At 66.0% G+C, this 24179-nt stretch carries 22 protein-coding genes; 10 read left to right on the top strand and 12 right to left on the bottom strand.

The window, feature by feature from the left end:
* Positions 1-6: 6 nt before the first annotated feature.
* From recF to dnaA, 4 genes are all read right to left on the bottom strand, one after another.
* Complete coding sequence (recF, locus tag ACYVDN_RS17525) at positions 7-1206, bottom strand: DNA replication/repair protein RecF (protein WP_460573757.1); 1200 nt, start codon at positions 1204-1206, stop codon at positions 7-9.
* Positions 1207-1270: 64 nt separating this feature from the next.
* Entirely contained in the window at positions 1271-2158 is an 888-nt protein-coding gene (gene gnd, locus ACYVDN_RS17520) for an NADP(+)-dependent, decarboxylating phosphogluconate dehydrogenase (RefSeq protein WP_460573755.1), read from the bottom strand.
* Positions 2159-2219: 61 nt separating this feature from the next.
* Entirely contained in the window at positions 2220-3365 is a 1146-nt protein-coding gene (gene dnaN, locus ACYVDN_RS17515; RefSeq protein WP_460573753.1) for a DNA polymerase III subunit beta, read from the bottom strand.
* A 572-nt stretch (positions 3366-3937) separates the two neighbouring features.
* A complete protein-coding gene (gene dnaA, locus ACYVDN_RS17510; protein WP_460573751.1) occupies positions 3938-5362 on the bottom strand; it encodes a chromosomal replication initiator protein DnaA in 1425 nt (474 codons plus the stop codon).
* Positions 5363-5825: 463 nt separating this feature from the next.
* Between dnaA and rpmH the strand changes: the two genes are divergently transcribed.
* The 9 genes from rpmH to ACYVDN_RS17465 all read left to right on the top strand — a co-directional run bounded on the left by rpmH (position 5826) and on the right by ACYVDN_RS17465 (position 11510).
* Entirely contained in the window at positions 5826-5963 is a 138-nt protein-coding gene (gene rpmH, locus ACYVDN_RS17505) for a 50S ribosomal protein L34 (protein WP_026940492.1), read from the top strand.
* A 15-nt stretch (positions 5964-5978) separates the two neighbouring features.
* Positions 5979-6326 (top strand): ribonuclease P protein component, encoded by a 348-nt coding sequence (rnpA, locus tag ACYVDN_RS17500; RefSeq protein ID WP_460573749.1) that lies wholly within the window; start codon positions 5979-5981, stop codon positions 6324-6326.
* Positions 6314-6625, top strand: a complete 312-nt coding sequence (yidD, locus tag ACYVDN_RS17495) for a membrane protein insertion efficiency factor YidD (RefSeq protein WP_460573747.1) — start codon at positions 6314-6316, stop codon at positions 6623-6625. Before rnpA ends, yidD begins: the two co-directional genes overlap by 13 nt.
* Before the next feature lie 11 nt (positions 6626-6636).
* A complete protein-coding gene (gene yidC, locus ACYVDN_RS17490; RefSeq protein WP_460573745.1) occupies positions 6637-7626 on the top strand; it encodes a membrane protein insertase YidC in 990 nt (329 codons plus the stop codon).
* Positions 7627-7631: 5 nt separating this feature from the next.
* Entirely contained in the window at positions 7632-8156 is a 525-nt protein-coding gene (locus tag ACYVDN_RS17485; RefSeq protein WP_460573743.1) for a Jag family protein, read from the top strand.
* A 23-nt stretch (positions 8157-8179) separates the two neighbouring features.
* Positions 8180-8809: a 16S rRNA (guanine(527)-N(7))-methyltransferase RsmG gene (gene rsmG / locus ACYVDN_RS17480; RefSeq protein WP_460573741.1), complete on the top strand. Its 630-nt coding sequence runs from the start codon at positions 8180-8182 to the stop codon at positions 8807-8809.
* 104 nt (positions 8810-8913) lie between these two features.
* Entirely contained in the window at positions 8914-9783 is an 870-nt protein-coding gene (locus tag ACYVDN_RS17475; protein WP_460573893.1) for a ParA family protein, read from the top strand.
* 69 nt (positions 9784-9852) lie between these two features.
* A complete protein-coding gene (locus tag ACYVDN_RS17470; protein ID WP_460573739.1) occupies positions 9853-10797 on the top strand; it encodes a ParB/RepB/Spo0J family partition protein in 945 nt (314 codons plus the stop codon).
* Positions 10798-10853: 56 nt separating this feature from the next.
* Positions 10854-11510, top strand: a complete 657-nt coding sequence (locus tag ACYVDN_RS17465; protein ID WP_460573737.1) for a pyridoxine/pyridoxamine 5'-phosphate oxidase — start codon at positions 10854-10856, stop codon at positions 11508-11510.
* 856 nt (positions 11511-12366) lie between these two features.
* On the opposite strand, the gene ACYVDN_RS17460 is transcribed toward ACYVDN_RS17465, so the two are convergent.
* The 6 genes from ACYVDN_RS17460 to ACYVDN_RS17435 all read right to left on the bottom strand — a co-directional run bounded on the left by ACYVDN_RS17460 (position 12367) and on the right by ACYVDN_RS17435 (position 20415).
* On the bottom strand, positions 12367-13338 hold the full coding sequence (locus ACYVDN_RS17460; protein WP_460573735.1) for a D-alanine--D-alanine ligase family protein: 972 nt from the start codon (positions 13336-13338) through the stop codon (positions 12367-12369).
* A gap of 49 nt (positions 13339-13387) precedes the next feature.
* Positions 13388-14707: an aminotransferase-like domain-containing protein gene (locus ACYVDN_RS17455; RefSeq protein WP_460573733.1), complete on the bottom strand. Its 1320-nt coding sequence runs from the start codon at positions 14705-14707 to the stop codon at positions 13388-13390.
* 292 nt (positions 14708-14999) lie between these two features.
* A complete protein-coding gene (gene trxA / locus ACYVDN_RS17450; protein ID WP_460573731.1) occupies positions 15000-15326 on the bottom strand; it encodes a thioredoxin family protein in 327 nt (108 codons plus the stop codon).
* A 35-nt stretch (positions 15327-15361) separates the two neighbouring features.
* Entirely contained in the window at positions 15362-16318 is a 957-nt protein-coding gene (gene trxB, locus ACYVDN_RS17445; protein WP_460573729.1) for an NAD(P)/FAD-dependent oxidoreductase, read from the bottom strand.
* Between the two features lie 205 nt (positions 16319-16523).
* The gene (gene murJ / locus ACYVDN_RS17440) at positions 16524-18125 is read right to left on the bottom strand and encodes a murein biosynthesis integral membrane protein MurJ (protein WP_460573727.1); all 1602 of its coding nucleotides are present in this window, start codon (positions 18123-18125) and stop codon (positions 16524-16526) included.
* On the bottom strand, positions 18118-20415 hold the full coding sequence (locus ACYVDN_RS17435; protein WP_460573726.1) for a DUF6049 family protein: 2298 nt from the start codon (positions 20413-20415) through the stop codon (positions 18118-18120). Before ACYVDN_RS17435 ends, murJ begins: the two co-directional genes overlap by 8 nt.
* Before the next feature lie 173 nt (positions 20416-20588).
* Here ACYVDN_RS17435 and ACYVDN_RS17430 point away from each other — a divergent pair, with 173 nt between their 5' ends.
* Positions 20589-22016 (top strand): CCA tRNA nucleotidyltransferase, encoded by a 1428-nt coding sequence (locus tag ACYVDN_RS17430; protein WP_460573724.1) that lies wholly within the window; start codon positions 20589-20591, stop codon positions 22014-22016.
* Here the strand turns inward: ACYVDN_RS17430 and ACYVDN_RS17425 are convergent.
* Both ACYVDN_RS17425 and ACYVDN_RS17420 read right to left on the bottom strand, forming a co-directional pair.
* Positions 22013-22828, bottom strand: coding sequence for a PIG-L family deacetylase (locus ACYVDN_RS17425; protein WP_460573722.1), 816 nt, complete (start codon positions 22826-22828; stop codon positions 22013-22015). The genes ACYVDN_RS17430 and ACYVDN_RS17425 overlap by 4 nt on opposite strands.
* Positions 22825-24042, bottom strand: a complete 1218-nt coding sequence (locus ACYVDN_RS17420) for a glycosyltransferase (protein WP_460573720.1) — start codon at positions 24040-24042, stop codon at positions 22825-22827. Before ACYVDN_RS17420 ends, ACYVDN_RS17425 begins: the two co-directional genes overlap by 4 nt.
* Positions 24043-24179 lie beyond the last annotated feature (137 nt).

Below are 24179 nucleotides of genomic sequence, written 5' to 3'. Positions count from 1 at the left end.
GGCGACTCATTCATGGGTGGCCTGCCCGCCCGACTCATCGCTCGACTCGTCGCCCTGCGAGATGACCTGGCCCGCACTGATCCGTACCGTGTGCGCACGGAGCGCTTCGGGAACGTCCTCGAACACCGCCGCCGTGACCAGCACCTGCTCGTACCCTTGAACAGATGCCGCCAACCGCGCGCGCCTCGCCTGATCGAGCTCGGCGAAGACATCGTCGAGAATCAGCACGGGGTCGCCGGTTGTCGAGCGATCTCGCAGCAGCTGCGCGGATGCCAAGCGGAGCGCCAACGCGAACGACCACGACTCACCGTGGCTCGCGTACCCCTTGGCGGGCAGTCCGTTGAGCTCGAACCGCACGTCGTCGCGGTGCGGACCGACGAGCGTCACCCCTCGTTCCAACTCCTTGCCGCGCAAGCTCGCAACCGCCGAAGCGAAGCGGTCCGCCGTCGAACCGCCCATGTCGTCGGGATGCCCCTCGGTGGCGTCACCCTCGTCATCCGGTTGCGCTCCGTCCACCGTCAGCAGCGGGACGAGCCGTGGATCGTGGTCGCCACCCGCCACAGATCGGTAGGAGTCGCGCACCGGATCGACGAGATCCGCGATCAGGGCAGAACGCTCGTCGATGATCTCGGAACCGAGTGCGACGAGTCGCTCGTCCCAGACATCCAACGTCGACAACGCCGAACCACGAACTCCGGACGCCCGCGCCGACTTGAGCAGCGTGTTGCGTTGGCGCAGCACCCGGTCGTAGTCGGCGAGCACCCCCGCGAGTCGCGGCGACCTCTGAACGAGCACCGTGTCGAGGAAGCGCCTTCGCACCGCCGGTTCGCCTCGGATGAGGGCCAGATCCTCCGGCGCGAACAACACGGTAGAGAGGTAGCGCACGAGTTCGCGCGGTTTGCGCGGCGACCTGTTGAGCATCGCCTTGTTCGCCGAGGTCCTGTTGAGTTGCAGTTCGAGGAGCACGGCGCGTCCGTCGTGCTCGACCCGGCATCGGACGACTGCGGCTCCGGCGTCCTGACGAATCATCGCCGTGTCGACCGGTGTTCGGTGCGATCCCGAGGTGGAGAGGAACACCAGCGACTCGACCAGGTTCGTCTTGCCCTGTCCGTTGCTGCCCACGAACAGATTCGGGCCGGCCGCCAGCTCGACCTCGGCCTGCTCGTAGTTGCGGAAGTCGGTCAGCGAGAGGTGTGTCACTCTCATGGCCGAACACCCGTCATCCGAATTGCAGACATGCGGTTCGCTCCGAACCGCCGTAGCGCGACGGTCAGTCGACAGCCTTCACGGCATGGCCGCCAAACTGGTTGCGCAACGCGGCAACAGCCTTCATCGCGGGCGAGTCCTCTTGACGTGAGACGAAGCGAGCGAAGATCGATGCGCTGATCGTCGGCATCGGCACCGCGTTGTTCAGCGCTTCCTCGACCGTCCAGCGGCCCTCTCCCGAGTCGTTCACGAAGCCCTCGATGTGCTCGAACTCCGGGTCCTGTTCGAGAGCGCGCACCAGTAGGTCGAGCAGCCACGACCGAACGACGGTGCCACGCTGCCACGCCTTGAACGTTCCGGTGACGTCTTTCACGATGTCTTTGCGCGTGTCGAGCAGCTCGTAACCCTCTGCATACGCCTGCATGAGCGCGTACTCGATGCCGTTGTGCACCATCTTCGCGTAGTGACCGGCGCCGACCTCGCCGACGTGCACGAATCCCTCGTCGCGCGGTCCCTCAGGGCGAAGCGCATCGAACACCGGCATCACGCGCTCGACCTGCGCGGCACTGCCACCGACCATCAGGCCATAGCCGTTGTCGAGACCCCACACACCGCCGGAGACACCGGCGTCCATGAAGTCGACACCGGTCTTCGCCAGCAGTTCGGCGTGCTTGAAGTCCTCAGTGAACTTCGAGTTGCCGCCGTCGATGACGAGGTCGCCCTTCTCGAGGATGCCTGCAAGGTCGTTCACCACGGAGTCGGTGATCGCACCGGCCGGCACCATCACCCAGACCGTGCGCGGCGAGGGGAGTGCGGCCGCGAGCTCCGCCAGCGACGCGACATCCGAGACATCGGGGTTCGTGTCGTACCCCGTGACCTGGATGCCGTTGCGCTCGAGCCTCGAACGCATGTTGTTGCCCATTTTTCCGAGACCGATGAGACCGATGTGCATGATGAATCCTTTGTCGTCGAAACGGAATGTCGTCGAAAACGGGAGCGGGGAGGCCTGCCGATCAGCGCAGAAGCAGGTTCGGCTGAAGCAGGTATCGGTAGCTGTCGCTTCCGGCCTGCTCCTTGCTGGTCTGGCTCGTGATCAACACGGGCCCTGGCTTGTTGGGGTTGTCGGTCTTCGTGAACGAGATGCGCACGTACTCCGAGTGCACGGCGCTGAGTCCGTCGAGCAGGAACTGCGGCTTCAGCGAGACGACCGTGTCATCGCCGGTCAGCAGAGCGTCCACACTCTCGGATGCCTGTGCCTGTTCCGATCCGATCGCCTCGAGTGTCAGGCCGTCGACGTTGAACGTGAACCGCAGCGCTGCTTCACGCTCGAGCACGAGGGAGACGCGCCTTGTCGCCTCGATCAGATCAGCGGTGTTGATGACCGCGTAGTTCTCGACCGTCTCGGGGAACAGTCGCTTCACGGGAGGGAAGTTGCCCTTGATGAGCAACGACGTCACGGTCTTCTTCTCGGCGGTGAAGGCGATCAGCTCTCGGTCGTCCTTCGCGACGAGCGTCACCTGGATGTTGCCGTTGTGACCGAAGGTCTTGCCGATCTCCTGCAGCGTGCGCGCCGGCACCAAGGCGGTCGACGGCTCGGACCGACCGATCGATCCGTCCCAGTCGATCTCACGAACGGCGACGCGATATCGGTCGGTCGCGACCAGGCTCAGCCGGTTCTCGGTGATCTCGAGCTGCACGCCGGTGATCACCGGGGTCACATCGTCACGCGAGGCTGCGACCGCGACCTGCGCGACCGCCCCTGAGAACTCGTCGGCGGGCACGAGACCCGATTCGCCGGCTATCTGCGGAAGGGTCGGATATTCCTCGACCGGCATCGACAGAAGAGTGAAGCTCGCGCTGCCGCAACTCACCACGATGCGGTTGTCGTCGGTGGCGAAGGTGACGGGAGCGTTCGGGAGCTTCGATGCGATCTCTGCGAGCAGACGGCCGGACACCAGAACGGTTCCCGGCTCCTCGACCGCTGCGGAGATCTCGGTCTGCGCCGAGACCTCGTAGTCGAAGGCCGAGAGGGAGATGCCGTCATCGGTGGTGGTGATCAGCACACCGCTGAGGATCGGCAACGTCGTGCGCTGAGGCAGCAGCTTGACTGTGAAAGAGACCGCTTCGCTCAGCACATCGCGGTTGGCCTGAAACCTCACGAAGTTCTCCCCTGTCGGTACGCAGATGGGTGCATCCGCTCCATGCTATCCCCCGCCGACGGCGGGCCGACGAGCGGGTCGGGTCGGTCGATCGAGCACCTGAGGTTGTCGCATCGGCTGCTTAAAGAATCTTGTTCTCTTAATCGGCTTAACCGTTGTGGAAACTGTGGATAACTCGGTGGAGAGCAGTCGCCGCATGGGAACTACACGACTGTGACTTGTCGAAGCCCTGTTGATGGATCACCGTCGTCGGCGGGCGGCGGGATGCGCAGCGGAGGGTTGATTTCACAAGAGCGTCGCGGCTCCCCACACGCCGAAGCCTGTTATTCGTTAAGTTTCAACAGGGTTATCCACAGTGTGAATTGCGCGTGTCCCCCGTGGGTTGAGGAGCACGGCGAAGCGGTGCGTCCCCCCGGTGGTTGAGGAGCACTGCGAAGCGGTGCGTCTCGAAACCTGACGCGGGGACAGCGGGTTTCGAGACGCGCGCGTTCCGCCGGGTCCTCAGCCACCGGTGCTGACGCCTGCGCGTTCCGCGGGTCCTCAGCCCGCGGGAGGGTGGGTGCGCGAAACCCTCAGCGGTGGGTCTGCTTGATGCGGGCGGTGAGCTCGGTGACCTGGTTGTAGATGGAGCGACGCTCTTTCATGAGCTCGCTGATCTTCTTGTTCGCGTACATCACCGTGGTGTGGTCGCGGTTGCCGAAGAGCTGGCCGATCTTGGGCAGGGAGAGATTGGTGAGTTCGCGGCAGAGGTACATCGCGATCTGCCTCGCGGTGGCGATGGCTTGCGACCGCGACGATCCGTAGAGGTCGTCGACGCTCAGCTTGAAGTAGTCGGCAGTCGCCGTGATGATGTCGGCCGGCGAGACGACGTTGTCGTCGTCGAGCGTGATGAGGTCCTTGAGCACCGTCTGAACGAGACTCATGTCGACCGGGGTCTTGTTCAGGCTGGCGAACGCCGTCACACGGATGAGCGTTCCCTCGAGCTCCCGGATGTTGCTCGAGACCTTCGACGCCATGAACTCGAGGATGTCGTCGGGCACGAGGATGCGCTCACTCTGCGCCTTCTTGCGCAGGATGGCGATGCGCGTCTCGAGGTCGGGAGCCTGGACATCCGTGATCAGGCCCCACTCGAAGCGGGTGAGCATGCGGTCCTCGAAGCCGGTCAGGTGCTTCGGCGGCAGGTCGCTGGTGATGACCACCTGCTTGTTGTGGTCGTGCAGCGTGTTGAAGGTGTGGAAGAACGCCTCTTGCGTCTCGACCGCTCGCTGCAGGAACTGGATGTCGTCGATGAGCAGGATGTCGATGTTTCGGTACCGAGCCTGGAACGACGATCCCCGGTTGTTCGCGATCGAGTTGATGAAGTCGTTCGTGAACTCCTCGGAGCTGACGTACCGGACCCGGATGCCCGGGTAGAGGCTCATCGCGTAGTGGCCGATCGCGTGCAGGAGGTGCGTCTTGCCGAGGCCGGAGTCGCCGTAGATGAAGAGCGGGTTGTATGCCTTGGCCGGTGCCTCGGCTACCGCGACGGCTGCCGCGTGCGCGAAGCGGTTCGACTGGCCGATGACGAAGTTGTCGAAGCTGTACTTCGGGTTCAGCCGGGAGTCGGCGTTCCTCGGTGCCGCGGTGATGTCGGTGACGGGAGCGGATGGCTGGGTCACCGTCTCCGGCGTGTCGATGTAGCTGGACTCCATGCGCTCCGGCTCGAGCTGAGGAGTGTCGTGCGTGATGTTGGGGTTGACGACGATGGCGAAGTTCGAGACCGACAGCGTGTCGTCGAGGCGGCCGATGGAGTTCAGCAGAGGCACACGGCAGCGTTGCTCGATCATGCCGCGGGTGAACTCGTTGGGAACCTCCAGATAGAAGGTGCCGGCCATGATGCCCTTGGGCTCGACGAGACTGAGGAACCCGTACAGCTGCGGGGTGACCCGGTCATCCGTCTCGAGGGTCGACAGAACCGATCTCCACGCGTTCGTCAACGACGCATAGCCGTCAGCCATAGTTCCCCTAGATCACTCTCACGGACCCTGCACGACAAGCCCGCCCCACCCCGTTGTGAACGTGCGGGGCCGGATGCAGCAGACCCGACCCGCTCTTATCCACATGGTTATCCCCATGTGCCGCAACGGCATTCTCAACGCCAACGCGGTGCTTCGAACAGGTCGATTCACAACCTGGGGATAACTTCGCATGTCACGCTAACGAATCGAGCCCGCCCGCTCAAATCATCGGGTGAGCGAGATCTTCGTGTCGTCGGCGTGCCTCTTCAGGCTTAGTCCTGTCTGTGTGGATAATCAACGGTTTCGCGGAGCTCGGTTTGACCTCCCGCGAACCACCCCGTACCGTTAATGGGTTGACCGCAGGCCGCACCAGCGGCACATCTTCCTTCTCCAGGCGCCTAGGGCGAACGTGTCCCATCGGGGTTGCCTCACGAAGAGAACCGAAATCGATCGAGAGACCCTGATGAGCAAGAGAACCTTCCAGCCGAACAACCGTCGTCGCGCCAAGGTGCACGGCTTCCGTCTGCGCATGCGTACCCGCGCCGGTCGCGCCATCCTGGCCAACCGTCGTCGCAAGGGTCGCACCGAGCTCTCGGCGTAGCAGTAGCTCAGTGCGGTGCTCGCCAGAGCGAACCGGATCAGGACAGGCGCTGAGTATCGGCTGACCATCCGTCGTGGTGTGCGCGTGCACGCCCCGAACACGATCACGTATGTGCGTCGTGTTCGGGAGAGTGCGGACGTGCGGTTCGGCTTCGTGGTGAGCAAGGCCGTCGGGGTCGCCGTCGTACGGAACACGGTGCGACGTCGGCTGAAAGCGGCTTCCCGCGAGCTTCTGCCGCAGGTGGCGCCCGGCCACGACATCGTGGTGCGTGCTCTGCCAGCGTCCGCGCAGGCATCCTGGACTACCCTGCAAGGTGAGATCCGCCGAGCTGTCGACGAAGTAGGCGCCCGATGCAAGCCCTGATCACCACCGTCATCCTCATTCCGAGGAACGTGGCTGTGTTGATCCTGCGCGCCTATCGTGCCGTCATCTCTCCGTTGTACGGCGACGTGTGCCGCTACTACCCTTCGTGTTCCGCCTACGCGCTCGGCGCGATCCAGGAACACGGCTTGATCGTCGGTGTCGCGCTGGGAACGGCACGCATCATCCGCTGCCACCCGTGGGCGGCCGGCGGAGTCGACGACGTTCCCCGCAAGAAGACCCCCCGCTATTCCGTCACCCCCTTCGGGTTCGTGGTGGCACGCGGCCACGCAAAAGGATGACCGAGTAAGCGATGGACTTCATCTATACGATCCTCTGGCCGATCGAGTGGCTGGTGCAGCTGCTCCTGATCGGCTGGCACTGGCTCTGGACCAGCATGGGGCTCGACCCCAATTCAGGCGTGACCTGGGTGCTGTCGATCGTGGGCCTCACCGTGGTCATCCGTGCCGCGCTGATCCCGATCTTCGTACGCCAGATCAAGAACCAGCGCCGAATGCTCGAGGTCGCTCCGCAGCTCAAGAAGATTCAGGACAAGTACAAGGGCAAGAAGGACCAGCTCTCTCGCGAGGCGATGTCGCGCGAGACCATGGAGCTCTACAAGCGCACCGGGACCAACCCGTTGAGCTCGTGTCTTCCGTTGCTGCTCCAGATGCCTGTGTTCTTCAGCCTTTTCCATGTGCTGAACGATGCCCAGCAGGGTAAGGACAGCGTCGGTCTGCTGTCGAACGCCGGTCTTCTCCAGTCCTTCCAGACGGCGAAATTCCTCGGCGCGCCCCTGAACGCATCGTTCGGATCGCAGTGGTCGCTGATGGTGGCGGGCAAGCCCTTCAGCTGGGAGGTCATGATCATCGCGGCGATCATGGTCATCCTGATGACCGGGTCGCAGTTCCTGACTCAGCTTCAGATCGTCTCCAAGAACATGTCGCCGGAGACGAAGGCCAGCCCGCAGTTCCGTCAGCAGCGCATCCTGCTGTACTTGCTCCCCTTCGTCTTCCTGTTCTCGGGTGTCGCCTTCCCGCTCGGCGTCATGTTCTACTGGCTCACCTCGAACCTGTGGACGATGGGTCAGCAGTTCCTGGTCATCCGCAATATGCCTACCCCCGGTAGTGAGGCGGAGAAGGCTCGGGAGGCGCGACTGGCTCGCAGAGGCAAGCTGAAGACGGCTGTCGACGGCGCGCCCGTGCTCGTCGTCGACGAGGTTCCCGCGAAGCCGATCACGACGCAGCGGCAGCAGCCCATGAGCAAGGCCCGATCGAAGAAGTCGACCGGCGGAAAGAAATAGTGAGCATGACAGACGAGTCCACCGTGTCGGCGCAGGTGTCGGCACCCAAGGACATTGACGACTCCTTCAGCCCGGAGAGCCTCGAGGCGCAGGGCGACGCGGCTGCCGACTACATCGAGGTGCTTCTCGACATCTGCGATCTCGATGGCGACATCGACATCGACGTGCAGAACGGCCGGCCCTATGTCTCCGTCTCGGCCGATGACCCGCAGGCCCTTCGCCTGCTGAATCGTGCCGACACGGTGAACGCGTTGCAGGAGCTTGCGCGGCTGGCTGTGCAGTCGAAGACCGGGTCGTTCTCGCGGCTGATCCTCGATATCGGCGGTTCGCGGGATGCCCGCAAGAACGAACTCGCCCTGCTGGTCGACCGAGCCGTCGCCCGCATCGAGGAGGGCGCCGCGCAGGCCGCTCTTCCCCCGATGTCGTCGTACGAGCGCAAGATCGTGCACGACATCGTCGCGGACCGCGGATTCTCGTCCCACTCGGTGGGCGAGGCGGCGGACCGTCACACCGTCGTCACGCGCGCCTAGCTCGACCCGGTTTCACGTGAAACATGACGACGATCGTCGAGCCTGAGCCCGCGGCGGCTACGGAGGTCTTCGGCTCGCGCATCGAGTTGGCACGCGCCTTCACCGATGCGTTGGTGCGTGAGGGCGAAGAACGCGGGCTGATCGGCCCCCTCGAGCCGCCTCGGTTGTGGACTCGCCACATCATCAACTGCGGTCTGGTCGCTCCGGTGCTCGCACCCGGAATTGTCGGGGACATCGGCAGTGGCGCCGGACTCCCCGGCATCGTGCTCGCGATCGCGCGACCGGATGTGCGATTCGTGCTGATCGAGCCGATGGAGCGCCGCGTGCTGTGGCTTCAGGAGCAGGTGGATGCACTCGGGTTGGAGAACGTCGAAGTCATCCGATCGCGCGCAGAGGACGTGAAGCTCCCCCAGAGGCTGGACCAGGTCACGGCGCGTGCCGTGAGTGCGTTCCGCAAGCTCGCTCCGATCGCTGCGCCACTCGTTCGAGACGGTGGAGAGCTGGTGCTGATGAAGGGCGCGAACGCACAGGCTGAGATCGATGCGGCAGTCAAGGAGATCCGCCGGTTTCGGCTCTCGGATGTTCGTGTGGAAGTGCTCGGTGAGGGCGTCGTCGACGAGGTCACCAGGATCATCCGGGCTACAGTGAGATAGCCCGCTCGGAAGCCCGGCACGGTCCGCCAGCAGAGCAGAAAGTCAGCAAGTTTCACGTGAAACATCCCGAAAACGAGGACACGGAGGTGCGCGCGCCGTTGGACATGTCGACCCCCCTTGCTAGCGAGATCATCGACCTCAACCGTCGCCGCCAGGCCCTCGAAGAGACCACCCTGCCACTGCCGGCACGCACTCGGGTTTTCACGGTCTCGAACCAGAAGGGTGGCGTCGGCAAGACCACCACCGTGGTGAATCTCGCGGCCGCTCTCGCGCGTTCGGGTGCGCGCGTTCTCGTGATCGACCTCGATCCGCAGGGCAACGCCTCGACTGCGCTGGGCGTCGAGCACCGCGAGGGCACGCCGAGCGTCTACGACGTGATCGTCAACGACACCGAGATGGCCGAGGTGGTGCAGAGCTCGCCGGATCAGACGGATCTCTTCTGTGTTCCGGCCACGATCGACCTTGCCGGTGCCGAGATCGAGCTTGTCTCCATGGTGGCGAGGGAGCAGAGGTTGGCTCGCGCGCTCCGCACGTTCCTCGATGAGATTCCCGAGGGCATCGACTATGTGCTCATCGATTGCCCGCCTTCGCTCGGACTGCTCACGATCAACGCTTTCGTGGCGGCGACCGAGGTGCTCATCCCCATCCAGTGCGAGTACTACGCGCTCGAGGGACTGAGCCAGCTGCTCAAGAACATCTCCCTGATCGAGAAACACCTCAACCCGAAGTTGAAGGTGTCGACGATCCTGCTGACGATGTTCGACTCGCGCACGAACCTGGCGCACCAGGTCGCCGAGGAGGTTCGGCAGCACTTCCCGAAGGAGGTGCTCGAGACGATCATCCCTCGATCCGTACGCATCTCGGAGGCACCGAGCTACGGGCAGAGCGTGATCAGCTACGACACGTCGTCTCCCGGTGCGCTCTCTTATCTCGAGGCAGCGGCCGAGATCGCCAGGCGCGGCGTTCCGCGCTGATGATCGGTCTGCTGAACCGAACACGACGTTGACAGCGCCGCGCTCGCGCGGCAGACGAGAAAGGCCACCATGGCAGCGAAGCGCACCGGTCTGGGACGCGGGATCGGCGCCCTGATCCCCACGACCGACACCGAGGGACAGCGCCCCGTCGACGTGTTCTTCTCCGAAGACAGGGCGAAGCCGACCGAAGCGGACGTGCTGGTCGCCGTTCCGGGAGCTCGGCTGGCGAGCCTCTCCCCCGACGACATCGTTCCGAACGCGCAGCAACCTCGCACCGAGTTCGACTCTGAGGCGATGGAGGAGCTCGTCGCGAGCATTCGCGAGGTCGGCGTTCTCCAGCCCGTCGTGGTGCGACCGCTCACCGGGCAGCCCGGCAAGTTCGAGCTGATCATGGGTGAGCGGCGGCTTCGCGCCACGAAGACCCTGGGGCTGGACGCCATTCCGGCCGTCGTGAAGGACACCGCTGACGAGGACATGCTGCGGGATGCCCTGCTCGAGAACCTGCACCGGTCGCAGCTGAACCCGCTCGAAGAGGCGTCGGCGTACCAGCAGCTCCTCGCCGACTTCGGCATCACGCAGGAGGAGCTCGCGACACGCATCGGACGTTCGCGTCCGCAGATCACGAACACGATCCGGCTTCTGAGACTGCCGGCGCCGGTTCAGCAGCGAGTCGCCGCCGGTGTGTTGAGTGCCGGCCACGCTCGGGCGATTCTGGCGGCCGGGGATGCCGATGCGATGCAGAAGATCGCGGACAAGATCGTCAACGAAGACCTCTCGGTGCGTTCGGCTGAAGCGCTGGTGAGCGCGAAGCCCAAAGAGGTCAAGCCGCGCCCAGCAGCCGGCAAGCGTCAAGGTCACCTCGACGAGATCGCCGGGCGACTCGGCGACCGACTCAACACCCGAGTGAAGGTCGCGCTCGGTGCTCGCAAGGGCCAGATCACGATCGAGTTCGCCTCGGTGCAGGATCTCAATCGCATTCTGCAGGAACTCGGCGAAGATCCGTTCGCGGGGTGAGTTGCGTCAGCGCGGCTCGATTCTGACGATCGCCGCGGTCGTGCCAGTCTGGGAAGGTGTCCACACTTCGCGACAACTTGAGAGCCCTCCCGTCCGTCGTCGGCGCGGCGCCGCCTTTTGTTCTCGAGGACGCGCCGGGGAACCCTCGAGCGCTCGTGATCGAGTGGCTGTTCGCCGCGATCGAAGCTGGAGTGCCGGAGCCTCACGCTGCGACGCTGTCGACGGTTGACGAGGACGGGAAGCCGGATGCTCGTGTCCTTATCGTGAAGGACATCACGGACGATGGCGCATTCGAGATCGCCACGTCCGTCTCCTCCCCCAAGGTGCTGCAGTTAAGAGCGAATCCCCGGTGTGCCCTTTCGTTCTATTGGACGCCGCTTGCCCGAGCCATTCGGATCAGGGGAACTGCTGTGCGCGCGGGCGCTGCGGCCGCCGTGGCTGATTTCACCGCACGGCACCCGGATGCCCGAGCCATGGTGCTTGCGGGCGAGCAGGGTCGTGTCATCGACGACGTGTCGGAGCACGAGCGAGTGCTGTCCGATGCGAAGAACATGATCGCCGGGGATCCCGAGTCGGGCGCCTCTGAGTGGAGCGTCTGGCGCATCGAGCCCGAGAGCATCGAGTTCTGGCAGGGCGACCCTAGCCGCGACCACCTCCGGCTGCGCTACGACCTAGGTCCGACGGGCTGGGAGCACCACCGCATCGCCGCGTAGTGAGCGAGGAGTGTTTCACGTGAAATATGCGGTCGCCCTTATCCCTGCTGGTTGAGGAGTACGCGTCACGCGCGCGTCTCGAGAACCGGCATGTTTCACGTGAAACACCTCGTCCCGGGCGTGCTCAGCGTGCGGGTTTCGAGACGCATCGCTGCGCGGTGCTCCTCAACCGGCGAGAGTGCTATTCCTCGGGCGCACCCCGCGGGTTGAGGAGCACGCCACGGGCGCGCGTCTCGAAACCCCCGAACTCCGGGACGTTCCGAAGAGACCTCCTGCGGTGACCGCCCTAGCGCGATGTTTCACGTGAAACACCTCGTATCAGCGTGGGCTTCGAGACGCGCCGCTTCGCGGTGCTCCTCAACCGGCGGGCGGTGGCTGCGAGAGAGAGGCGTTTCAGGTGAAACATGCTGCCGGCCTATCCCCACGGGTTGAGGAGCACGCCGCAGGCGTGCGTCTCGAAACCCCGAACTCCGGGGACGTTCCGAAGACAGCCCCGGCGGTGACGGCCCTAGCGCGATGTTTCACGTGAAACACCTCGTTCCGAGTGTGCCCAGCGTGCGGGTTTCGAGACGCATCGCTGCGCGGTGCTCCTCAACGGGAGAGAGTGCTGTGCGTCAGACGGCGAAGACGGAGCCATCTCCTTCGCGGGTTGAGGAGCACGCCCAGGGGCGCGTGTCTCGAAACCCCCAAACTCCCGGACGTTCCGAAAACGGCTCCTGCGATGACGGCCCTGGCGCAATGTTTCACGTGAAACACCTCGTCCCGGGCGTGCTCAGCGTGTGGGTTTCGAGACGCGCCGCTTCGCGGTGCTCCTCAACCCGCGGTACCGGGAGCGGGGCGTAGTGAAGGACCTCTCTCAGCCAGCGAGGCTGAGGGTGTCGCGGATCGCCTGCTCGGCGAGACCGGCGTACACCGCACCGAGGTCGAAGCCGGCGGCCTCGATGGCCAGGGGGACGAGCGACGTCTCCGTGAGTCCGGGAAGCACGTTCGCCTCGAGGAACCACGGCGTGCCCTGCGGATCGACGATCATGTCGACGCGCGACAGGTGACGAAGACCAAGGGCCTGGTGTGCTCGGACCGCGGCATCCGCGGCTGCTTGCGCGGCGTCATCCGTCAGCCTGGCGGGCGTGAAGAAGCTGGTCTCCCCCGCGTTGTACCTGGCTTCGAAGCTGTAGATGCCGCGGCGAGGCACGATCTCGACGGCGGGAAGGGCGACGGGACCCGCCCCGGTGTCGAGAACGGCGACTGCGATCTCGATGCCGACGACCCGGCGCTCGATGAGAGCGACGTCGTTGTAGGTATAGGCGTTCACCATCGCGCGCGGGAGGTCGGCGACGTCATCCACATAGGTGACACCCTGGGCCGAGCCGCCTTCTGCCGGCTTGACCACAAGGGGCGCCGTCAGTGCATCGCCGAGCGCCTCGAGAACGCTCACCGCTCCGAGTTCGCGAAAGGTCTCGGTCGGCAGGGTCACGGATGCCGGGGTGTCGATCCCCGCCCTGGCGACGATGGTCTTGGCGACCGGCTTGAGCCATGCCAGGCGTGCCGACTCGGCGTCCGCACCCACGAAGGGAACGCCCGCCGCGGTGAGCAGGGCACGAAGCGCACCGTTCTCACCGCTGGCGCCGTGCAGGGCCGGCCACACCACATCGGGACCGAGGTCGTGGATCGCGGTCAAGAGCGAGGCATCCGGCTCCCGCACGGTCACGCGATGGCCGTGGGCTGAAAGCCCGTCGGCGACCCGCCTCCCAGAACGGAGCGAGACGTCGCGCTCGTGCGAGATGCCGCCCGCGAGGACGAGCACGTTGAGGCGTTCGAAATCGGTCATGAGCTCTGCGCTTCTCTCGGACGTATCACCGGATGACGGTGGACGGGTGCTATCGGAGGTCGGAGGGAGGGAACGTGTTGGCCGTGCTGCGCTCTTGCCGCAGTGCACCGGTGCCGGCGAAGGTGTCGAGCAGGTCGAGCTCACCGTTCACCACGTTGGCCAGTCGGCGGATGCCGACGCGAATCGACTCCGGGGTCGGGTAGCAGAACGAGAGCCGGATGTTCTGCGCGCCATCGCCGTCGGCGTAGAAGGCGGTTCCAGGTGTGTAGGCCACGAGTTCGGTCACGGCACGGGGAAGCATCGCCTTCGAATCGAGCGATTCGGGCAGCGTCACCCACACGTAGAAGCCGCCGTTCGGGTTGGTCCAGCTGAGCTCGGGCAGGTGCTCCTCCAGAGCGGAGATCATCGCCTGCTTGCGTTCACGGTACACACCTCGGAACGAGTCGATCTGCCCGCGCCAGTCCGCCTCGGACAGATATTGCGAGACGATCAGCTGCGTGAACGAGCTCGGGCTGAGCACGGCGGCCTCGTTGGCGAGAATGAGCTTCTCGCGGATGGCGTGCGGAGCAAGCGCCCAACCGACGCGGAATCCGGGGGCAAGCGTCTTCGAGAACGTGCCGAGGTAGACCACACCTTCGTCATCCACCGACCGCATTGCCGCTGGGGGCTTCTGATCGAAGTACAGAAGACCGTAGGGGTTGTCCTCGAGCACCAGGATGTCGTTCTCACGACAGATCTCGAGGATTTCCAGCCGTCGCTCCCACGTGAGGGTGACTCCCGCGGGGTTGTGGAACGTCGGCACGGTGTAGAGGAACTTCACCCGCCTGCCGATCGCCTTCGCGTTCGCGATGTGCTCGCGCAGAGCCTCGGGGATCAGGCCGTGCTCGTCCATCGGAACGTGGTCGACCTCGGCCTGATACGACTTGAAGATCACCAGCGCGGTGACATAGCTGGGACCCTCCGCGAGCACGAGGTCGCCCGGGTCGATGAACAGCTTCGCGAACAGCTCGAGGGCGTGCTGCGAACCGGTTGTCACGATCACGTCATCCGCGCTGGCGCTGATTCCCTCGAGAGCCATCACCTCGGTGATCTGCTCGCGGAGCAGCGGGACTCCCTGGCCCGAGCCGTACTGCAGAGCGACCGGTCCCTGCTCGCGCATGACCCGGTCCATGGCACCGACGACGAGATCTTCCGGCAGAGCGGAAACGTAGGGCATCCCGCCGGCCAGCGAGACCACCTCTGGCCGCGAGGCGACGGCGAACAGAGCTCGAACCTCACTGGCGGCCAGGCCGGCCGTGCGCTGCGCGTAGTGCGAGTACCAGGGGTCGAGATTGTTGCCAGTGCCGTGCTGGCGGCCGTTTTCGATCACGTGTCATTCCGTTCTGGGCGTGGTTTCCATGCTATGGGATGCCTGCTGGATGGCCGGCATGGGCGGCGGCAGGGCTCCCCCGTGTTCATAACTCCTGCAATTCGCGGAGCCGGTGTCTCAAGTTCCGCGGAATTCCGGGGCGGTCGTGTCATCTCGGCGACAATTTGCAGGAGTTATGCACCGCGGGGGGTGGCGGGGGCGGTTGGCGGGGCCGGTTGGGCGGGGGTGGCGGGGTGGGTATGCAAAACGCCCGCCCGGCGTGAGCCGGACGGGCGTGAGAGCCTTGACCGACCTACTTGATGTAGGCGGCCAGGTCTGCCTCGAGGGCGGGCTTCGGCTTGGCGCCGATGACGGTCTTCACGACCTCGCCGCCCTGGTAGACCTTCATCGCCGGGATCGACGTGATCTGGTACTTGGCCGCGGTCTGCGGGTTGTCGTCGACGTTCAGCTTGACGATGTCGATCTTGTCGGCGTGCTCGGCCGCGATCTGGTCGAGGATGGGCGAGACCGCGCGACACGGACCGCACCACTCGGCCCAGAAGTCCACGAGGATGGTCTTCTCGGACTTGAGCACCTCGTTCTCGAACGTGGCGTCGGTGACGGACTTGGCGGTGGACATGTGTTTCTCCTTCTCTGGGTCGTGAAATCGTGGGCTCAGCCGGCGACGGTGAGCGCCTCGTGCTCTTCCTGCTCGAGCGCCGCGAGGTAGTGCTCGGCGTCGAGGGCAGCAACGGTTCCGCTCGCGGCGGCGGTGACCGCCTGGCGGTAAGTCGGGTCGATCACGTCGCCCGCGGCGAAGACGCCTGCGAGGTTGGTACGTGAGGTGCGCCCCTCGACGGCGATGGTGCCGGCTGGGGTGAGGTCGAGCTGACCGTGCACGAGGTGGGTGCGCGGGTCGTTGCCGATCGCGACGAACAACCCCTCGAGTGCCAGCTCGCGTGTCTCGCCTGTGACGGTGTCGCGCAGGGTGACGCCGTTCACGGCGCCCTCACCGTTGATCGACGCGACCTCGCTGTTCCAGACGAACTCGATCTTGTCGTTCTCGAACGCACGGTTCTGCATGATCTTGGATGCCCGCAACGAGTCGCGACGGTGGATGACGTACACCTTGCTGGCGAAGCGCGTCAGGAAGGTCGCCTCCTCGATGGCGGAGTCCCCGCCACCGACCACGGCGATCGTCTTCTGACGGAAGAAGAACCCGTCGCAAGTCGCGCACCACGACAGCCCGTGTCCGGAGAGGTGCTCCTCCTCGGGAAGGCCGAGTTTGCGATAGGCCGAGCCCGTCGCGAAGATGACCGAACGCGCCTCGAGCGTCTCGCCGCTGCCGATGCGGACGGTCTTGATCTGGCCGCTCAGGTCGACCGAGACGACGTCGTCGTACAGAACCTCTGCGCCGAACTTCTCGGCCTGAACCTGGAGCTTCGCCATCAGGTCGGGGCCCAGAATGCCGTCGGGGAAGCCCGGGAAGTTCTCGACCTCTGTGGTGTTCATGAGCTCGCCACCCGCCTCGACGGAGCTGGCGATCACGAGAGGTTCGAGGTTGGCTCGCGCAGCATAGATGGCCGCCGTGTACCCGGCGGGACCCGACCCGATGATGATGATCTGCCGCACGTGCTCTCCTTCACTACAGATGCACTTGTGAAACACAGTGTAGGCGGATGCTATTCCGAGGCGCCTGGCCCGACGGGGCTGGGTGAGATCGTGCCCGCGGACTATTGCGCCACTTGCGCATAGCAGCGCCAGCTGAGGTGGCGCAATAGAGCGCAAGTAGCGCAATAGTCGGCGGCGGCCGGGTCGCGTGAGAGTGAGAGCGAGGTCAGCGGCGCGAGATGCGACCGCGCAGAGTGGCGATGGCGACATCCAACTCTTCGGTGCGGAGGAGCTTGAGCATTCCGACGTAGACGGCCAGCATGACGACGCCGATCGCGGCGACCGAGAGGATGGCGGCGATCTTGCCGGAGACCGCGAAGCCGTCGCTGACACCGCCGAGCAGCGCGAGGACGGCGAAGCCGAACGCTCCGGCGACGACGGCCGAGAGCACGTAGCGCCACACCCCGCGAAGGATGCGGCGTCCGTCGATACGGTGCATCCTTCGGCGGAGCAGCACCGCGGCGAGCAGGGCCTGCACGATGCCGCCGAGCGACACAGCGAGGGCGATGCCGATCGCGCGATGCTCCGGTGAGACGAACAGGCAGGTGAGCACGCCGATGATCACGATCACCGTCTGCACCACCGTGTAGATGAACGGGGTGCGGGTGTCACCGAGCGAGTAGAACGCCCGCTGCACGACGAACAGCATGCAGAACGGAACCATGCCGATCGCGTAGGCGATGAGCACATTGCCCATCTGGGAGTACGACGAGGTCGTGAGAACGACCGAGATCGGATAGGCAGCAACGATGACGGCGACACAAAAGAAGCTGATCAGAAGCGAAATCGTGCGGATGGCGGTGGAGAAGTCGAATCGGAACGAGGTCATGTCCTCCGCCCGCGCGTGCTCCGCCATGCGGGTGTAATACGCGGTCACGATGGAGACCGCGACGATCGAGAACGGCAGCATGAAGATGAGCCACGCATTGGACATCGCGGCGACGGAGGCGACCGGTGAGTTTCCGACCGTGTTCGCCACGTTGGTCTCGATGACACCGGCGATCTGGGTGCCGACCAGCATCGCGAAGGTCCAGCCGGCGGCTTTGCCCGCGGTGCCGAGGTCCACACCGCGCCACTTGAAGTCGAAGCGGAACTTCAGCCCCACGCGGCGCCAGAACAGGAACAGTACGAGCGCCTGCAGGGCGACGCCGAGTGTGGCGCCGCCGCCGAGAAGCGCCACCATGCCGGGCGTCCACGCGTGGAGCGAGCGCGAGCCGGACGGATCGCTGCCGAACACCACGATGAACACGATGAACACCGTGATGCTGATGATGTTGTTGACGACCGGCGCCCAGGTGAACGGTCCGAACGAATTGCGACCGTTCAGCACCTCGCCGAGCAGGGTGTAGAGGGCCAGGAAGAAGATCTGCGGCAGCGACCAGTACGCGAACGCGGTGACCAGCTGGCCGTATTCACCGGTGGCGCCGAACAGCGCCGACAACCATGGCGCCATCAGGGTGGCGACCAGCGCGACGGCGGCGAAGATCACGATTCCGACCGTGACCAGCTTGTTGATGTATGCCCTGCCACCGTCGGCGTGCACGGACGCCCGCACGATCTGCGGCACCAGGATTGCGCTCAGGATGCCCTGCGCGATGATGCCGTAGATGCTGTTCGGCACGATGGTTGCCGTGCTGTAGGCGTTCGCGCCTGCGTGCACGACGCCGATCGCCTGGATGAGCACAGCGATGCGCACGAACCCGAGCACGCGGGAAACCAAGGTGCCGGACGCCAGCATCGCGCTGGCGCGGCCGATGCTGCTAGCCACGCGGGGCTCCGTTCGGCGGTAGGTCGGTGTCGACCTTGTCGACGTCGGACGGCGATTCGGTCACGGGAGCCGCATCCGCGTCGTCGGGCTCGGGCTCGTCATCAGGCTCGATGTCGTCGCGCTCGTCATCCGACTCATCCTCATCCGCATCGGGTTCCCCCGCGTCCCCGCGTCGTCGGGCCGCGCGGCGCCGCACGATGCTGCGTGTGAGGCCGAAGCCGAAGAACAGCACGACCGCGATGCCGAGCACGAGGGCGCCGAGCCCCTCCCAGTCAGCGTGCACGTCGACGGATGCCGTCGTTCCGAGTCCGATCGGGATGCCGGTGGGGCTGTACAGCTGAAGGCCGAGCGTGACGCTGCCGTTGCCCAGTTTCGCCTTGACCGGTACGAGCACCTTTGCGCTCGCGCTTGCCGGGATCGTCTTGGCCGTGTCGGAGTCGATCTCGAGCCGGCCGTTCGACGGAGTCGCCCTGAGCACGATGTTCACGGGCAGGGTGTAGCTGTTCGTCACCGTGACGGGGATGAGGCTCTGCGTGCTCGCCACCGTGACCTTGCCGGTCGACTCGATCTTCACCGAGCCAAGAGTGGCCGACGCCTGTTTGGCGAAGACTGCGACGGCGGACGGCCAATCCTGATCGGGGCGGGTCCATCCGACGGCGAGGAGCGACAGCAACTGGTTGCGCGTCTGACCCGTGAGAAGGGACGGATCGGAGAGCACGGTGGAGAAGGCGTCGAGCTGCGAGGAGATGCCGCCGGGACCGATGAGGGAATTCACCGTCGTCGCTCGAGCCGGCCCCTGTGTGGCATCCGCCAGCTTGAGGCCACCGGTGACCGGCGCCTTGAGAGCGTCGCGCAGCGAGGACGAGCTGACCCAGGGCAACGAGTCGAGGCTGTCGAGGGCGCGGGATGCCTCGTTCTCGTTCGTCGGCCAGCCCCTACCCAGCCCTGCGAGCACGACGGTGCCCGCCGTTCCCTGTTCGCTCACCTCGGCGAGCTGCGCCGAGACGGATGACAGTGCCGCGTTCTGCTCGTCGACCGTCGCCGCCGACACCACCTGGTCAAGAGCCGCGCTGATGCCCTCATCGGTGACGAGCGCCGTGCCGCCCTTGACGGGCATGGGAGCGTTCGGCGTGGTCGTCAGCGACGCCGCGTTGGTGTTGGAACCCGAGACGATGGCGGAGGGGTACTTCTGGTCGGACAGGGCCTCGAGGTCGGCTGAGCGCAGGCTCTTGCTCGCCGGCCACGCGATACCGCTATACGTATACGGCCAGGAGAGCAGCTGCTCCATGGTCGGCACGTTCGTCGGCTGGGGGGTCTGCGTGGGCGTCGGCGTGACGAACGGGTTGGTGGTCGGCGTGGGCGTCGGCTCGGGGGTTTCACCGACCGTGATCGGCGCCGGGAAGTTCCTGGGGTCCAACGCGTAGTCGAAGGAGGTCGGAGTCATGAGCGGAGTGACGCCGGCTTGGAGCTCGCTGGCGACATCCGCATCGCCGTACTGCAGCGGGAAGGAGTCGTTGCCGAGCAGAGAAAGGTTCTCGAGCCACGTGCGTGCGCTCTGGGGGGCCGAGGTGCCGAGAACACGGATCGACGCGATGATCATCGGATCGATCGCGATGGCGATGGAAGGATGATCGCGCGCGAGCTGCAGCTGCCTCGTGAGCAGTCCGTCGGAGGCCGTGTAGGTCGCGAGGTCCGTCGACGAGATGAGTCCGGTGAGAATCGGCGGCACCGTGATCGGCATCGCCACGGCGAGCCCGACCTGCTGCCCGTCGGTGGGGGCGGAGTAGGCAAGTGTCGAGTATCCCGTTCCGACGTCTCCTGCGGCATCCTTCACCGAGGTCTTCAGCCCGTAGACCGCCGCTCCGCCGCTGAGTCCGACCGCCGAGGCTGGGACGGTGAAGGTGGCGACGCGGCTCGACGTGCCGATCAGAACGGCGGATGTGGCCTCCGTTGCGATGACGCGGGTCGTCACGTCGTCGTCGCCAGGCTTCATCCACGCGTCGAGGGCCGCACGGCCTGTCAGGGGCTTGTCGGTGATCGACACCGTCGCGCTTCCGGGAGAGATGGTCTTGCCCGACGTGTTGTCGATGGCGACCGTGATGGTGACGGACTCCCCCGGCGTCTCGGTTCCGGCGTTTCCGGCGTACATCGAGACCGTTGCAGAGGGGGTGTCGGAGGCAGCAGGCGTCGCCGCCGTCGCCGGCGCAGCGGTGAGCCCGCCGAGCAGCACGGCCACGGCCGCTGCCAGCGCCGCCCCCTGCCCCAGCCGTGCGCGACCTCTTACGCGCATGCGGCTGCACAGGGGTCGACGGGGAGCATGACCGCAATTGTACGGGTCGCATGGTGTCCATCCGCCGGGTGGACAGGCGGATGACGCCCACCTCACAGGCATCCAATGTGCACTGTGCAGCGGAAGGCGGGGAGATCTTCCCGCGGATGGCCGTCGGTAGACTGTGCAGCACTATGCAGAGCGTCGCCGAGTCACTCGCGCGCCTGCGCGAAACCGCGGAGTCCCCCGTCGTGTCGCGCCTCGCGACGGCGTTCGCGGAGGCCGGGCACGAGCTCGCCCTCGTAGGCGGCCCGGTGCGCGACACCCTGCTCGGGCGCCCGGTGCACGACCTCGATTTCACGACGGATGCCCGACCGGAGGCGACGATTGCGATCGTGAAGCCGATGGCGGACGCGTGGTGGGACATCGGCAAGCAGTTCGGCACCATCGGCGCCCGGTTCGGCGACGACACCGTCGAGATCACGACGTATCGGGCCGACAGCTACGACGGCGAGACCCGCAAGCCCGAGGTGGCGTTCGGCGACACGCTCGAAGGCGACCTCGTTCGCCGCGACTTCACGGTGAACGCGCTCGCGCTGCGCGTGCCCCAGATCGTGCTGGTAGACCCGTCCAGCGGCGTCGACGACCTGATGGCACGGGTGCTGCGCACTCCGATCTCTCCCGAGGTGTCGTTCGGCGACGATCCGCTGCGCATGCTGCGTGCCGCGCGGTTCGCGTCGCAGCTCGGGTTCGCGGTGAGTGATGACACTGTGGCGGCGATCGGCGCGATGGCCGACCGCATCGAGATCGTCAGCGCCGAGCGGGTGCGGGATGAGCTGGTGAAGCTGCTCTCCAGCGACGACCCTCGCGCCGGGCTGGAGCTGCTGGTCGAGACCGGACTGGCGGAGCGCATCCTGCCCGAGCTCCCGGCGCTGCGCCTGGAGATCGACGAGCACCACCATCACAAGGATGTGTACCGGCACACCCTCACCGTGCTCGAGCAGGCGATCGGGTATGAGAAGGAGCGGCATCCAGGCGACGCGCCCGACGTTGTGTTGCGCCTCGCCGCGCTTCTGCACGACATCGGCAAGCCGGCGACCCGTCGACTGGAGCCCGGCGGGGTCGTGAGCTTTCACCACCACGACGTGGTCGGCGCCAAGCTCGCTCGCAAACGGCTGAAGGCGCTTCGGTTCGACAACGACACGGTGGATGCCGTAGCCAGGCTCATCGAGCTGCACCTGCGCTTCTTCGGATACGCGGACGGGGCGTGGACGGACTCGGCCGTGCGGCGCTACGTGCGCGACGCCGGCGACCAGCTGGAGCGCCTGCACGAGCTGACCCGCGCCGACGTGACGACACGCAACCGGCGCAAGGCCGACAGGCTCGGCTTCGCCTATGACGACCTCGAGGACCGCATCGAGCAGCTCAAGGCCCAGGAAGAACTGGATGCCGTGCGTCCCGACCTCGATGGAACGGACGTGATGCGCATCCTCGACCTGCGCCCAGGGCCTGAGGTGGGACGGGCGATGAAGTTCCTGCTCGACCTGCGACTGGACGAGGGGCCGCTCCCACCCGAGGACGCCGAGACGCGCCTGCGGGAGTGGTGGAAGGCGCAGGGCTAGGCCAGCGGCACCAGGCGCACGCCGTAGACCGTGCGGATCGGCTCGCGCTGGCCGCCGGAGTGCACGACGTCCGTGCCGTCGACGGTGAGCTGGGTGGCGTGCGCGCGCAGAGCCTGCTGGACCTCGGGGAGCCGGCTGGTGGCATCCACTCGCCATGCGCCCTCGGAGTCGCCGTCCACCAGCTCGGCGAACGGCACGCCAGCCGAACGGGCGGCCGCGAGGGCTGCCTCGCGGACTCGTCGGTGGTCGGGATGCCCGTAGCCGCCTTGATCGTCGTAGCTGATCACGAGGTCGGGGGCGACGTATGCGATGGTGGCCGTGATGTCGGCGATCACATCGGTGAGCGGCGCGGCGGTGAGGGCCTCGGGCGGCACGTCGTCCGATGGCCCTGCGAGCGTCGGCGTGATCCAGCGCATGCCCGAGTCGAGGTAGCGGCGCGGCGGCAGTCCGCCCACCCGCGCAGGCGGGTCGCCGAGCAGGAGCACGTCGTGGATGCCCAGCACGCGTGTTGCGTTCGACAGCTCATCCATGCGCCGCGCAGTGAGCGCCTCAGCGTCGATCTCGGAGGTGGCCTCGAACTCGTGCCTCAGCTCCGACACGACCTCGCCGCGCTCGCCGCGGGTGGCGGTGAGCAGATCGACGCGGATGCCCTGACTCACGAGCTCGCGGATCAGGCCACCCGACGAGAGCGTTTCGTCGTCGGGGTGGGCGTGGGCGAGAAGCACGGTGCGCACGGTGGCGAACGGGTCGACGCGCATAGGGTTCACGCGCTCGGCGTTCGTGGGGCCGGTGCTCGTGCGCTCGGTGCTCATGCGCACTGACGCAGCTCGTTGCCGGTGCCCGAGTGGCCGAGCAGCAGTCGGTAGACATCGACCGTCTCGGCTGCGGACCTCGCCCAGGTTCGCTCGGCCGCGAAGCGGTGAGCGTCGGCGGATCGCGCCAGCCACATGCGCTCGTCGCCGAGCAGTGCCGAAAGGCGGTCCGCCCATTCCCGAGGATCGCGCGAAGGAAGAAGGGCAGCGCTGCGCCCGTTCACGGCCTCGCGCAGCCCACCGGAAGGTGCAGCGAGCACGGGAACCCCGCTCGCAGCGGCCTCGAGAGCGACGAGCCCGTAGGTTTCGGAATGCGACGGGATGAGCACAGCTGACGCGTGCGCGAACAGGTCGGCGAGCTCGGCGCGAGTGAGAGGACCCGCGAATCGCACTCGGTCCGTCACGCCCAGTTCTGCGGCAAGGTCGAGGAGTTCCGCGAGGTGCCACTCGTATCCGTCGGTCGGCCCGCCCGCGATGACGAGATCGGGGCGGTGCTCTGCCGGGATGCCCGCGATGGTCTTGATGGCAAGGTCGAGTCCCTTGAGCGGTTCGATGCGCGCGGCGGCGACCACGTAAGGACGTGGAGACGTGAGGCGCTCGCCCTGGTGGAACAGCGACGCGTCCACGCCGGGCAGCACGACGTGCACGCGCTCCAGGTCGGCGTGGAGCCGTTCGATGATGGTGCGTTGCTCGGCGTGGCTCACCGCGACGATCGCGTCGGAGGACTGGGCGAGCCAGGCTTCGCCATCCAGTCGTCCCGACGACTCCGGGCGCTCTCCCTCGCTGAGATCAGTGGTCGGCTCGGCTGCGATGCTGTGGAAGCTCTGCACGTGCGGCACGTTGCGGCTGCGCGCGAACGGCAGGCCGGCCATCCCGGCGAGCCAGTGGTGCGAGTGCACGACGTCGACGTCCCCCACGTCGTCAAGCCCGGCACGGAAGGCGTCGATGAAGTCCTCCTGCTCCCCCTTGGGGCGCAGCTCCGCGGGGCCGGCGTCGACGAAGCGCAGCACGACACCGGAGGGAAGAGTCGCGACCGCAGGAAGCTCTGTGGAGAACCGCCGGGTGACCACTTCGACGTGATGACCCGCCGACGCCATCCACTCCGCCGTCGCACGGACGAGCACATTCATGCCGCCGACGTCGCCGGAGCCGGGCGCGGCGAAAGGCGACGTGTGCAACGCCACGACCGCGATCCTCAGACATCCTGCAGGCATGCACCTAGCCTAAGGAGTTGCGCGACAGCGGACCGTGTCACAGAAAAGGAGCGCCGGACTCGGCATTGCCGTCAATCAAAGATTGCAAGAACGTAACGTTTCGCTCCGATGTGGAGTCGTCGACAGCGACCACCCCC

The organism is Humibacter soli (genome assembly GCF_054779035.1).
The sequence above is the reverse complement of the archived record's forward strand: the minus strand, read 5'-3'. Positions and strand labels throughout refer to the sequence as shown.

Excerpts from the sequence above, each read along its gene's own strand:
- ACYVDN_RS17475 (WP_460573893.1), top strand. The coding sequence starts at position 8,914 with ATGTCGACCCCCCTTGCTAGCGAGATCATCGACCTCAACCGTCGCCGC.
- rpmH (WP_026940492.1), top strand. The coding sequence starts at position 5,826 with ATGAGCAAGAGAACCTTCCAGCCGAACAACCGTCGTCGCGCCAAGGTG.
- yidC (WP_460573745.1), top strand. The coding sequence starts at position 6,637 with ATGGACTTCATCTATACGATCCTCTGGCCGATCGAGTGGCTGGTGCAG.
- dnaA (WP_460573751.1), bottom strand. The coding sequence starts at position 5,362 with ATGGCTGACGGCTATGCGTCGTTGACGAACGCGTGGAGATCGGTTCTG.
- ACYVDN_RS17485 (WP_460573743.1), top strand. The coding sequence starts at position 7,632 with ATGACAGACGAGTCCACCGTGTCGGCGCAGGTGTCGGCACCCAAGGAC.
- recF (WP_460573757.1), bottom strand. The coding sequence starts at position 1,206 with ATGAGAGTGACACACCTCTCGCTGACCGACTTCCGCAACTACGAGCAG.
- ACYVDN_RS17460 (WP_460573735.1), bottom strand. The coding sequence starts at position 13,338 with ATGACCGATTTCGAACGCCTCAACGTGCTCGTCCTCGCGGGCGGCATC.
- rsmG (WP_460573741.1), top strand. The coding sequence starts at position 8,180 with ATGACGACGATCGTCGAGCCTGAGCCCGCGGCGGCTACGGAGGTCTTC.
- trxA (WP_460573731.1), bottom strand. The coding sequence starts at position 15,326 with ATGTCCACCGCCAAGTCCGTCACCGACGCCACGTTCGAGAACGAGGTG.
- yidD (WP_460573747.1), top strand. The coding sequence starts at position 6,314 with ATGCAAGCCCTGATCACCACCGTCATCCTCATTCCGAGGAACGTGGCT.
- ACYVDN_RS17430 (WP_460573724.1), top strand. The coding sequence starts at position 20,589 with ATGCAGAGCGTCGCCGAGTCACTCGCGCGCCTGCGCGAAACCGCGGAG.
- ACYVDN_RS17425 (WP_460573722.1), bottom strand. The coding sequence starts at position 22,828 with ATGAGCACCGAGCGCACGAGCACCGGCCCCACGAACGCCGAGCGCGTG.
- ACYVDN_RS17470 (WP_460573739.1), top strand. The coding sequence starts at position 9,853 with ATGGCAGCGAAGCGCACCGGTCTGGGACGCGGGATCGGCGCCCTGATC.
- ACYVDN_RS17435 (WP_460573726.1), bottom strand. The coding sequence starts at position 20,415 with ATGCGCGTAAGAGGTCGCGCACGGCTGGGGCAGGGGGCGGCGCTGGCA.
- ACYVDN_RS17420 (WP_460573720.1), bottom strand. The coding sequence starts at position 24,042 with ATGCCTGCAGGATGTCTGAGGATCGCGGTCGTGGCGTTGCACACGTCG.
- gnd (WP_460573755.1), bottom strand. The coding sequence starts at position 2,158 with ATGCACATCGGTCTCATCGGTCTCGGAAAAATGGGCAACAACATGCGT.